Below are 11,734 nucleotides of genomic sequence, written 5' to 3'. Positions count from 1 at the left end.
GGCACCCCCTGACTGCCCCCTCCAGCGCTGTTGATTAACCTGTCTCGGATCCCTCCTCACCACACCCCAAGGAAATCCGATGACGCCCCTATCCAAATCGCTGGAAGAGTTGATCAATGCCATTTATCAGGACGGCAGCGTGTCGTTCGTTGAATACCAGGGCCTGCGCGACAACGCCGATTGCCGCATGGCCACGGTTATCAAGGAGTTTGGCCAGCACAACAATGTGACCGCGTTCCAGAAGGCCATGGACGTGGCCATGCAGCTGCTGCAAGCCAGTGTCGTGGACGCCAAGAAAGCCAAGCTGACCGACACCGGCGAGGCCATCGTCAAGGATGCCTTGGCGTCCCAGGTCCAGTATTTGCTCGCCGGCAGCCAATTGGCCCTGCGCTTGTTGTGATCGGCCGGTAGCGTTCAGACGGCTGTCTTCGTTCCGTCACATTCCATTGCTACCGTCCTGCGAAATATCTTGCAACAACTAGCCCGCAGGGACTTCCAGACATGAGTGACGAGCACGAAGACCGCCCTTCCCCCGATTCCGTAGCCCAACCGCCAGTCGACACCAGCCGTCGACGCTTCCTGGGAGGCGCGGCGGTGCTGGGGGTGGGCGCGACCTTGAGTGCCCGTGGCCACGCCACCGAAACAGCGGGTACACCGGTAGCGCGACCGCTCACGCCCCAGGAGCTGGACAAGGCGTTGCATGACCAGGTGAAAACCGTGGTGGTGATCTACGCCGAAAACCGCAGCTTCAACAACCTGTTTGCGGACTTCCCTGGCGTGGAGAAACCGCTGTCGGCGCTTTCCCCCGCCGAGTACCAGCAGCGCGACCGCGACGCCAGCCTGCTGACCTCCCTGCCTCCGGCCTGGGGCGGCGTGTTGCAGGTCGGCCCGCAAAGCGTGGACGGGGTGACCTATCCCAGCGAAGTGCAATTCCAGCAAAACCTGCCCAACGCACCGTACGCCCTCAAGGGCCCGAATGCCGAAGACCTGCCCCTGAGCCTGGTCACCCGTGACCTGTGGCATGTGTTCTACCAGAACCAGATGCAAATCAATGGCGGCAAAAACGACGGTTTCGTCGCCTGGGCCGATTCCGGTGGCCTGGTGATGGGCCATTACGCCCAGAGCCGTTACGCCCTGCGCCTGTGGGACGTGGCCAAGGAGTTTGTGCTCTGCGATAACTTCTTCCAGGGCGCGTTTGGCGGCTCGTTCCTTAACCATCAATACCTGATCAGCGCCACCGCGCCGTTTTACCCGAATGCCGCGCAATCGGTGGCCAAGGCGCAGATCGCCACGCTGCAAAGTGACGACCCCAGCGACTCGCGCCTCAAGCCATTGGACAAGTCCCCCGCCAGCGCCATGACCGGCCCACCGCAGTTCGGCCCCAGCGCGCTGACGCCGGACGGCTACGGCGTGAACACCCTGGCCCCGCCCTACTGGCCGACCTGGATCCGCGACCCGCAAAACCCCGATTACTCCAAGCCCGACCTGCCCAACGTGCTGGTGCCGCAAACCCACGAACACATCGGCGACAAACTGTCGAAACAGAATGTCGACTGGGCCTGGTACGCCGGGGCGTGGCAGGCGACGCTGGATCAGTTCAAGGATTCGGGCGGCATTCCGAAAATTCCGAACTTCCAGTACCACCACCAGCCGTTCAACTACTTCAAGCAACAAGGGCCCGAAAACCGCGTGGAACGCGACAAACGCTTGCGTGACGGCGGGCTGGGCGACGAATCAAGCACCAACAAGTTCTTCGCCGACGCCCAGGCCGGCAAGCTGCCCGCCGTGAGTTTCTACAAGCCCCAGGGCAACCTGAACATGCACGCCGGTTACGCCGACGTCGCTTCGGGCGACCGCCATATCGCCCGCGCCCTGAAAGTGCTGCAGGAAAGCCCGCAGTGGAAAAACATGGTGGTGGTGGTCACCGTCGATGAAAACGGCGGCTGGTGGGACCATGTCGCACCGCCCAAAGGCGACCGCTGGGGCCCGGGTACGCGGATTCCGGCGTTGGTGGTTTCGCCGTTTGCGCGCAAAGGCACGGTGGACCATACGGTGTACGACACTGCGTCGATCCTGCGCTTGATTACCCGGGTGTTCCAACTGGAGAAACTCGACGGCCTCAAGCAGCGGGATGACGCGATGATTGCCCGTGGTCAGCAGCCGATGGGCGATTTGAGCAACGCATTGCAGTTCAACCTGTAGGTTTTCTTATCCAATAGCGACACGCCCGGCGATTTAGCACGCGGTTTCCCTGGTCAACCGCTACTGTGTGGAAGTGGGCTTTCATCCCGCGCAGACGGGCTTTCGCTGACAAGGAATCAAGCATGTTCAAACCGACCAGGTTGTCCTTCACCCTGGCCGCACTGCTGGCCAGTGCGGTCGTACAGGCCGACATCGAGGTACCGCTGGGCAGCACGCAACGCGTCACCCAGTTGTTCGCGTTCCCCAATAACTGCAACGTGATCTGCTTTCGACCATGGACGCTGGAGCAGACCGCCGAGCATTACCTGAACCAGAGCCTGCAGCGCGACGGTTACAGCCGGGCCAAGGTCAGTGTCAAAACCCGTGACGGCCAGGTATCGGCAACCTTCACGGGCGTGCCCGACACCTACGGCCAGCCGTTGACGGCCTTGCTCAACACCGCCGACCTTGCCTACCAGGGCGCGAGCAAACTCAACGGCGATGGCAAGTGGGCCTACAACTGGTACCTGTTCCTGCCGCTGGGCATGGCCCTGGAAAACCGTAAAAGCATCGAGCTGCTGCACTTCCCGCCGGATTACTCGCTGACCCAGGCCCAGGACTATCTGGAATCGGCCACCACCGACCGCTGGGCCACGCTGCTCACCGACAACGGCGTGCCGGCCACCGAAACCCCGGCCTACCAGACCATTATCGATATCGCCCCCATCGCCGCCCCCTCCAATGCGGGCAAGGATCTGGAAGGCATCTACAGCTATTTCAGCGACTACCAGACGCGCATGGTCCAGGAGCTGAGCCTGCAAGCCAACGGCTCGTTGCCGATGGTCGCGTTCGGCGCGCCGGTGCGTAATTGGATCAAACAACAGTATGGCCAGAACGTGACCGTCCTGGGCCTGGCGCAGATCAGCCCCACAGCGGGCAAGACCGTGTCGGTACTCGGCTCCAACCACCCGAGCTACATCTGGTACGCGGCCGACCCTGCCAGCTATGACGGCGATGAGCAGAAAGCCGACGAGGCCGGTTTGAAAGTGATGGGCCAGGACTTGAGCGCCGCCTGCTGGCAGGCCGGCATGGGCCAGAAGCCGGCCAGCGACCCGAATGTGCTGCTCAAAGCGTGCATGAATACCTGGCAAGTCACGCGTAAAGAGCAGACGTGTGAACTGTTCTACACATCGGTGCGCAACCTGCCCCCGGAACAGGCCAATGCCAAATGCGCCACGCCGGTCATCAAGGCACAGCTCAAACAGCTCAAGAATGCCGCCCCGGCGCCAGCCATCAGCGCTCCCGCCCTGTAAACGGCACAAAAAAAAGCCGATTACTACTGTCAGATTTGACAGTAGTAATCGGCTTCATCTTGCGTAAGTCTTGAGCCGGGCCCATCCGCTGCAAGACTGGTAGTCAGCCACCACCCGCAGGTCGATGCAGCCTAACCAAGGAGAGTTATGAAAACTCAGGCCATGGATAAGGCTAAAACCGCTGTGAGTGACTGCCTGTACCCATTCAAGACGCTGCTTGCCGAGCACGGTTACCCGTCATCCGAGCACTTTCAGGTGATGCAAGCCTCGACTGGCACGCCTGCGGGGGTCCAGACACGCAAAGACCTCGACGGCCGTGTACGCATTGCCAGGGTTTCCGGCTACGCCGTGAACGAGCGGCGGCCCCACACGCTGCAGTTGTCGGCGCGCATCCACTTGTACGACAGCTGGTTCTGCGGCCTCTTGCGGCACTCGTGCAACCCCAACGTGTTTTTCGACACCACCTACCTGGAGCTTTGGACGTTACAGCCCATCGCCACCGGCACGCGGCTGACCCTGGATTACGCCAGCACCGAGGACGCGCTGTTCCGGCAGTTCGCCTGCCAATGCGGCGAGCTGAACTGCCGGGGCTGGATCACCGGCAGCCAGGAGGCCCTGAGCGCAGAGGGCCAGGCGTTCATGGCCGAGTGGCGCGAGCACAAACGCCCTTAGGCTTCGCCCAGCGGACGCAGGCGGTACTGCGGCGGCAACTGCTCGAAGCCACTGATGGTGGTGTTCAAGCTCTTCCAGCGGCCGTCCTTGATGCCGTAGATGCAGCCGTGAATCGACAGGCTCTGCCCGCGATGCCAGGCGTTTTGCACAATGCTGGTATGGCCGACGTTGGCCACTTGTTGAATCACATTCAGCTCGCACAGGCGGTCGACGCGTTCTTCTTCGGTCGGCAACTGGGCCAGCACATCGCGGTTTTCGTAATACAGGTCACGGATGGTGCGCAGCCAGCCGTCGATCAGGCCGAACTGGCGGTCCTGCATCGACGCGCGTACGCCGCCGCAGCCATAGTGGCCGGTGACGAGGATGTGTTTGACCTTGAGCACATCAACCGCGTACTGGATCACCGACAGGCAATTGAGGTCTGTGTGCAGCACCACGTTGGCCACGTTGCGGTGCACAAACAGGTCGCCGGGCAGCATGCCGACGATCTCGTTGGCCGGCACGCGGGCGTCGGAACAGCCGATCCACAGGTATTCCGGCGTTTGCTGGCGGGCGAGCTTGGCGAAGAATTCGGGATCTTCCTGTTTGATCGCATCCGCCCAGCGTTCGTTGTTATCAAGCAGGTCTTGTAGTTCGTTCATCAGGGAAAGCCTCAGGAATGATGCGCAGTTTTGTGACTGACAACCCCTCGCCCAGGTCACGCCGCGCGCAAATTAGCTTGAATCTTTAGGCAAACGCGCCGGTCCACACACTATAAGCCCCACAGTATGAGGATTGGCCATGACTGAATCACGACGTCCCTACGGCGCTACGCAGCCCGAACCGATTGACGACAATGAAGACCGCATGGGTTCGATGCGCGAGCTGGATTTTGATGAAGAAGAGCCGACGGCGGAAATCGGCGAGGAGATTCCGCGCCGCGAGCGTGAGCACCTGATGCCCGACGAACGGGTACGCGAGGCCGGGCTGACGGGAGCGTCGACCGATGACCATGAGCCGACTGACGATGACATGAGCCCGGAGACGCTGATCCATGAGGATGGCGCGCGGGATGCACGGGAAGCCGGGGAAGACAACCCTGCCGACTTCGACCTCAGCATTGTGGATGAGGACGAGATTGGCGGCGGCAATGGGCTGGATGAGGCGGAGCTGGCCGATATCGACCCCGTCGACGGCAACCGCTGAACAAATGCGGTTCAACATGTGGGAGGGGGCAAGCCCCCTCCCACATGGGTTTCAGCGTTTAATCGACCAGGGTGCAGGCCATGACGACGGCGTCTTCGCGGCCACCCACAGCCGGGTAATAATCCCGGCGGCGACCAATCTCGTTGAAGCCATAACGCTCATACAACCGAAACGCCCCGGTATTGCTGTCGCGCACTTCCAGGAAGCATTCTCGCGCCTTGGCCTCATAAGCCCGAGACATCAAGTGTTCGAGCAAGCTCAAGCCCAACCCACGCCCCTGGTTTTCCGGCTTGACGGTGATGTTGAGCAAATGCGCTTCATCCAGAATGATCTGCACCACGCCGTGGCCCACCTGCTGCTCGCCTTCGAACATCAGCCAGATCTGGTACTTGCCCAGCCCGTCGAGAAAGATCCCACGGGTCCAGGGATGGCTGAACGCCGCGTATTCGATTTTCAGCACGGCGTCGAGGTCGGCCTCGGTCATCGGGCGGAAGGATAAAGCCTCACTCATCGGTTGTTTTCCAGCGCGCCATCAGCCGGCGCATGGCTTGCCAGACATCAGCCTTACGCTGTGGCTCTTCCATTAATAATTCCAGGCCCGGCAGGGCCCATACCGAACCCAGGCCTTCGACCTGCAGCTCGCGGTACCAGGCCTCGGCGTTTGCCTCGCCGGCAAAACGCACGGCGGGCAGGCCGATCAGCCACAGGCACACACAGGGTTCGTCTTCCAGGCGCGCCGACACAAAGCCTTGCACAAAATCCCGCGCGGCTTCCGGGCCCTGGTCCATGGTGCCGCGCACCAGCAATGGCCAGCGCACCGGGTCGCCGACAATCTGCGGGCTGTCAGGCAAGCCGGCGGCGCGCAGCATGTCCTTGAGCAGCATGTAGGCGGGGTCGCGGGTCTGGAAACGCTCGCCGGTGGGCAATTCCACCAGCAGCAGGCAGCGCCCGGCCCGCAGCAGTTGCAAGGCAAAACGCGGCGGCGGCACCACCGGTGCCTTGACTACCGGCGCAACCTCTTCGGCCACCATCGGCTTGGCGATTGGCGACGGGCGTGGCACTTCGATCTTGGCCCGCTCGACCACCGGGCGCGCCTCGGGGGCTGGCTTGACCACCGCCACTGGCGCAGCAGCTTCCTCGCCCGAGGCCTCGAACGCCTCATACGGCTCGAGCGCCTCTAGCAGCTCGGGCCGCGACGGCGCGGCAAACGGCAGTTCGGTGCGGGGCAGCCAGTTGACCACCTGCATGGCGGTCAAGTAAGCGCGACGTCGGGACTCGATAAGCACAGCTCGGCCACTTGTGGATAAGTAAAGAGCGGGGATTCTACCGCTGTTCGGCAACAATCGCCCACTGTGCACTGACCGGCTGTGGATAAATCCCGCGCCTGATGCAGTACAATCGCGACTTTTAATCGCCAACCAGCCGGCCATTCCCATGATCGAACCCAAGCGCGTCCTGCGCGCCCTCGCCGAACACTGGGCCTTACTTGAGCCACTGTGCGAACACTTCGACCAAGGCACCTTGAGCCTCGGCGAGCTGCGCGCGCAACTGGCCGCCCAACAACTGGACAGCACGCCCCAGGACATCACCAGCCTGCTGGACGTGTGGATTCGCCTGGATATCCTGGTACCTGTCGCCAAAAGCCCGAACCGTTTCGAGCTGAACGCGCAGATCCACGACTTCCTGGCCTATCTTCGCAAGGAGCACCGGCTTGGCCTGTGCCTGGAAATCGAAGCCTACCTGCGCCACCTCGAGCGCCTGGCGGGTTACATCCAGGACGCCTTCGACATCCGTGATGGCCACGACCTGGCCCGCCAACTGCGCCTGCTGGATATGCGCGTGCGCGATGTGCTGAAAAAACTCGCCAATGACGAACAGGCCCTCGCCGCCGTGGCCGACCGCGCCAAGACCAGCGACCGGCAGATCCCATTGCGCCAGCGTTACGCCGAGGTATTGGCGACCTGGGACGAATACGTCGAACCGATGATCCAACTGGTGAACGCCGACGGTGCGTTCGAGCAAGGCGTGCGCAAGGTCGAGAATGTGCTGTTGCGCATGCTCACCGAGCAGCAGCGCCTCGGCCATTTGGTGGACGACGACATGCTGCTGCGCACCCACGCGCGCATTCTCGAAATGCAGACCAGCGCCCAGTTGACCCTGCGCCATGCGCGCGAACTGCTGTTGCCGCTGCGTGAAGAAGCGCGTCGCCACAACGCCGTGACCCGTGGCGCGGCGCTGGCGCTGTCGGCGATTCGCCGCAAAGGCCTGGACGCGGTGCCGCAAGCGGCGATGCCAATGTTCACGCGGCCGCAAAGCACCTTCTTGGGCAGCGCCAGCCAGGTCGAAGCCTATGTGTATGCCTTGGCGAATTTCGAGCCGAAACCGGCGCGCTTCCCCAAGGCGCACAAATCCCACAAGGGCGACGCCCAGCGTGCACCGCGCACGGTCAAGGAAATGCTCGAGCGCTGCGAAGACGCGCTGCCGATGCCGGACCTGATGACCTGGCTGCTGGAGCAGGAACCCGACGGCGCCACCGACGAATTGCTGTACTGGTTCTCGCGGCTCTCGCGGGAAAAACGCTTCAAGCGCGAACGCCTGGAACGCCGCGAATACCACACTCACGAGCACCAGGTCAGCCTGCGCTCATTCGCCCTGCTCCCGGCCGGCACTGACGCCGCCGAGCAACCTGCGAGTACACCTCATGCATCTTGATCTATCCGAACTGTCCCAACTGGCGCCGATCTTTCGCGAGCTGTTCAAGGGTTACCACGTCAGCCGCCGCGACCCGGAGCTGTACGCACAACTGTCGAACTTTCAGGACCAGTACCGCACGCTGTTCAAGGCCCTGGGCTTTGAGCTGGTGTGCGATACGCGCGGTTTCTATTACTTCGTGCCGGACTCGGCGATTGCCAGCGCGCAGGTGAACAAGACTGCGCAGCGGTTGGCGCTGTTCACCTTCATCCTCGTCGAGCACCTGGCCGACCAGGGCCGCGACCCGATCGCCGTGCTCGACGGTGGCAGCCTGGGCCGCGATGAATTGCCCTCCTTGCTGGAAAAATACCGCGACCTGTTTATCCAGGCCGAGGTCCAGACCCAGGAAGAACTCGAAGAAAAAATCATGCGCCGCATGACCCAACTGGGGTTTGCCAGCGAGGACAGCGGCATCTACCGCTTCCTGCCGCCGATGCACCGTTTCCTCGACGTGTGCCTGTCGGTGCAACAAGACCGCGACTTGGCGGCCAGCGTGCACAGCGTATTGCCACTGCCGGCGCCGGTGATCATCGACGAAGACAGCGACGAAAAGTTGCTGAAAACCGATGACCCACTCGACCTGAGCGACTTTGAAGAAGAAAGCGAAGAAGACGCCATGGCCCGCGCCATTGCCGAAGAACAGGAGACCGACGCATGAGCAAGGAACGCTACGGCATCCGCCGCTTCGCCCTTTTGAACACCGCCGGTTACAGCCTGGGCCTGTTCCCGCTGGAAGAACCGCTGTCGGTGTATGGCGCCAACAACCTGGGTAAATCCGCGTCGATCAACGCCTTGCAGTTCCCGATCCTGGCGCGCATGTCGGACATGAGTTTCGGCAAGTACACCCTGGAGCAATCGCGGCGCTTCTACTTTGCCACCGACACCAGCTACATCCTCGTGGAAGTCTCCCTGCCCCACGGCCCCCACGTGATCGGCGTGGTCGGGCGCGGCCCGGGCGGCGGTTTCGGCCACCAGTTCTTTGCCTACGCCGGCAAGCTGGACCTGGCGCATTACCAGAAAAACGACACCTGCCTACGCCAGAAAGAACTGTTCACCAACCTTGAGCGCGAGGGCCTGAAAGCCTACGAACTCAAGCCGGATGAACTGCGTCGTTTGCTGGTGGGCGGGCATACGTCGATCCCGCTGGACCTGACCCTGATTCCGCTGCGCTCCACCAGCGAGCAGAGCCTCAAGACTTTCCGCGCACTGTTTATCAACTTGCTGCACATGCGTGAAATCACCGCGGCCAAGCTTAAGCAACTGTTCCTGGATGCCTTCGAACACAGCCTGCGTTCCGGTAGCGTGGATTACATCGCCGCGTGCGAAGAAGCCTTCCGCGATGTACGTCGCATGGAGCAGGACTACAACTCGCTGGTGGCTGCCGGCCCGTTGGTAGAAGCACTGGCCAATGGCGTGCGCCTGCGTGACACGCTGCGTGGCAAGTTGCATCGCCTGTCGCCGCTGCTGGATTCGTTGCTGGGCACCTGGTCGGACTACGCCAGTGCACGCAAGGAAGAACTGACCATCCAGGCCGAGCACTACCGCAACGAGCAGGACGCCTTGCAGAACGACCAGCGCGGCGGCACCCAGGAGCTGATGCGCCTGGAACGCGAAATCAGTGGGATCCAGCGTTGGCTGGGCGAGCTGTCGGTGCTCAAGCATCGCTTCGCGCTGGTGGATGACGTGAAGGTGCTGGAGCAGCAACTGCTGGCAGCCAAGGATGCTCACGATGAACTGGCCGGCGCGTTGGCGCAGTCGCGACAGTTCAGCGCCGAGGACCTGGACGAGCGTTTGCGCGATCTGGAAAAACGCCTGAAGTCGGTCAAGCAGCAGCTCGACCACGCGGACAACAACAGCTACGCCAAGCTGCGCGAAGAATTCTCACAGCAGGATGTCGAGCGTCTGATGCGCCTGTTCAACAGTTCGTTGTTCAGCCTGCCGTTGGGCGAGCATGGCATTACGCTGGACGAGGACGGCCAGTGGGTCAAATCCCTGGAGCAGATCCTCGATGGTTTCAAGGGCGAACGCTTTGAAGTGCCGGGGTTGTCCGTCGACATCTCGCACATCGAGCCACCGGCGTTGCAGGCCCTGGCGGACCGCGCGGCGTTGCGCGACCAGAAAGAGCGCCTGGAAAAAGAACTCAAGCAACTGAAAACCCAGCAAGCCGTGGCCTCTGACCGCGCGGCGAGCAAGACCCAGACTGAAGCGCTGTACCAGCAAGTGCTGGACGCGCAAAAAGCCCTGGAAGACTTCCGCCGCGCGCAAACCCTGAGCGCCGAAGAAGGCGAAAAACTGGAAACCCTGGCGCAGATGGAAGCCGCCCAGGACGAGTTGAAACGCTCCAGCGATGCCTTCACCGAACGCGTCCAGCAACTGTCGGCCAAGCTGCAACTGGTCGGCCGGCAGATCGGCGATATGGAAGCCAAGCAGCGCACGCTGGATGACGCACTGCGCCGTCGCCAACTGCTGCCGGCGGATTTGCCGTTCGGCACGCCGTTCATGGATACGGTCGACGACTCCATGGACAACCTGCTGCCGCTGCTCAACGACTATCAGGACAGCTGGCAGGGCCTGCTGCGTGCCGATGGCCAGATCGAGGCACTCTACGCCCAGGTGCGCCTCAAGGGCGTGGCCAAGTTCGACAGCGAGGATGATGTCGAGCGTCGCCTGCAACTGTTGATCAACGCCTATGCGCACCGCACCGACGAGGCGCTGACCCTGGGCAAGGCGCGCCGCGCGGCGGTCACCGATATCGCGCGTACCCTGCGCAATATCCGCAGCGACTACGACAGCCTGGAACACCAGCTGGCGCTGTTCAACCGCGAAATCAACAAGCGCCAGGTCTCCAACCTGCAAAGCTTCCGCATCGTGCTCGCGCCGAACAAGGAAGCCCTCAAGCATATCGACCAGATCATCCACAGTGCCGGTCAGTATGAAGAAGGCGAAACCCTGTCGGTGTTCGACCTCAGCCAGAGCGCCGAGCAGGACAACAAGAACGAAGAGGCCAAGGAATACCTGGCCCGCCTGGTGGCCGCCAACCATAACCAGTTGGGCCTCAAGGACCTGTTCGAGCTGGCCTTCGAGATCACCAAGGTGCATGGCCAGCCGGTGATCCATACCGACATCGATGGCGCCGCGTCCAACGGCACCACCATGACCATCAAGGCGCTGACCAACATGTATTTGTTGCTGCACTTGATGGACCGCGACCAGGCCGGTCGCGTGCGCTTGCCGTATTACCTGGATGAGGCGGCGGATATCGACGAGAAGAACCAGGCAGCGCTGCTGGAAACCAGCTTGCAGCTGGGCTTCGTGCCGATCCTGGCGAGTGTGAAGCCGCAGGTGTCGGCCCAGGTGGCGATCGACCTGGAAGGCGGCAGCGGGCCGAACGGAATCTACATCGATGAGGCGGACTGGAAATACATCCGTCGCCATGATGTGGTGAAGGCGCCGGTGAATGTGCAGGCGGATGAGCCGGAGCTGGATAAGGTCTGACTTTTTCCGCTGAAATGAGAAAGGCCCCTCGGTGAGAACCCAGGGGCCTTTTTTTGTGTCTTGTCCCGTCCTGAATAAGGTTTACACCTTCTGACCGATCTTCAGGAGGATTCAATGGATACGGGAAAAAGGCGGAG

General features: G+C 62.0%; 11 protein-coding genes. 8 read left to right on the top strand and 3 right to left on the bottom strand.

The window, feature by feature from the left end; genetic code table 11:
• Nucleotides 1–79 precede the first annotated feature (79 nt).
• The 4 genes from AC0IYH_RS14075 to AC0IYH_RS14060 all read left to right on the top strand — a co-directional run bounded on the left by AC0IYH_RS14075 (nt 80) and on the right by AC0IYH_RS14060 (nt 4,166).
• A complete protein-coding gene (locus AC0IYH_RS14075) occupies nt 80–400 on the top strand; it encodes a hypothetical protein (protein ID WP_116629253.1) in 321 nt (106 codons plus the stop codon).
• Nucleotides 401–501: 101 nt separating this feature from the next.
• Nucleotides 502–2,202: an acid phosphatase gene (locus AC0IYH_RS14070; protein WP_471834821.1), complete on the top strand. Its 1,701-nt coding sequence runs from the start codon at nt 502–504 to the stop codon at nt 2,200–2,202.
• 122 nt (nt 2,203–2,324) lie between these two features.
• The gene (locus tag AC0IYH_RS14065) at nt 2,325–3,494 is read left to right on the top strand and encodes a hypothetical protein (protein WP_471834820.1); all 1,170 of its coding nucleotides are present in this window, start codon (nt 2,325–2,327) and stop codon (nt 3,492–3,494) included.
• Nucleotides 3,495–3,641: 147 nt separating this feature from the next.
• The gene (locus tag AC0IYH_RS14060; protein WP_116629256.1) at nt 3,642–4,166 is read left to right on the top strand and encodes an SET domain-containing protein; all 525 of its coding nucleotides are present in this window, start codon (nt 3,642–3,644) and stop codon (nt 4,164–4,166) included.
• Here the strand turns inward: AC0IYH_RS14060 and can are convergent.
• Complete coding sequence (gene can / locus AC0IYH_RS14055; protein ID WP_025856499.1) at nt 4,163–4,807, bottom strand: carbonate dehydratase; 645 nt, start codon at nt 4,805–4,807, stop codon at nt 4,163–4,165. The two genes, AC0IYH_RS14060 and can, sit on opposite strands and share 4 nt — an antisense overlap.
• A 139-nt stretch (nt 4,808–4,946) precedes the next feature.
• On the opposite strand from can, the gene AC0IYH_RS14050 reads away from it, so the two are divergent.
• Nucleotides 4,947–5,351 carry a serine kinase/phosphatase gene (locus AC0IYH_RS14050; protein ID WP_471834817.1) on the top strand — a complete coding sequence of 135 codons (405 nt, stop codon included), beginning with the start codon at nt 4,947–4,949 and terminating at the stop codon, nt 5,349–5,351.
• 58 nt (nt 5,352–5,409) lie between these two features.
• Here the strand turns inward: AC0IYH_RS14050 and rimI are convergent, their stop codons facing one another.
• Entirely contained in the window at nt 5,410–5,862 is a 453-nt protein-coding gene (gene rimI, locus AC0IYH_RS14045) for a ribosomal protein S18-alanine N-acetyltransferase (protein WP_003214382.1), read from the bottom strand.
• A complete protein-coding gene (locus AC0IYH_RS14040; protein ID WP_471834969.1) occupies nt 5,855–6,598 on the bottom strand; it encodes an energy transducer TonB in 744 nt (247 codons plus the stop codon). Before AC0IYH_RS14040 ends, rimI begins: the two co-directional genes overlap by 8 nt.
• A gap of 187 nt (nt 6,599–6,785) precedes the next feature.
• On the opposite strand from AC0IYH_RS14040, the gene mksB reads away from it, so the two are divergent.
• From mksB to mksF, 3 genes are read left to right on the top strand one after another with little or no spacing between them, the layout of a single operon-like run.
• The gene (gene mksB, locus AC0IYH_RS14035; RefSeq protein ID WP_116629259.1) at nt 6,786–8,063 is read left to right on the top strand and encodes an Mks condensin complex protein MksB; all 1,278 of its coding nucleotides are present in this window, start codon (nt 6,786–6,788) and stop codon (nt 8,061–8,063) included.
• Nucleotides 8,053–8,760 (top strand): Mks condensin complex protein MksE, encoded by a 708-nt coding sequence (gene mksE / locus AC0IYH_RS14030; protein WP_116629260.1) that lies wholly within the window; start codon nt 8,053–8,055, stop codon nt 8,758–8,760. The genes mksB and mksE overlap by 11 nt, the downstream gene beginning before the upstream one ends.
• The gene (mksF, locus tag AC0IYH_RS14025; RefSeq protein WP_471834815.1) at nt 8,757–11,597 is read left to right on the top strand and encodes an Mks condensin complex protein MksF; all 2,841 of its coding nucleotides are present in this window, start codon (nt 8,757–8,759) and stop codon (nt 11,595–11,597) included. The genes mksE and mksF overlap by 4 nt, the downstream gene beginning before the upstream one ends.
• Nucleotides 11,598–11,734: the final 137 nt, after the last annotated feature.

This window comes from Pseudomonas sp. AC463 (assembly GCF_979253585.1).
The sequence above is the reverse complement of the archived record's forward strand: the minus strand, read 5'-3'. Positions and strand labels throughout refer to the sequence as shown.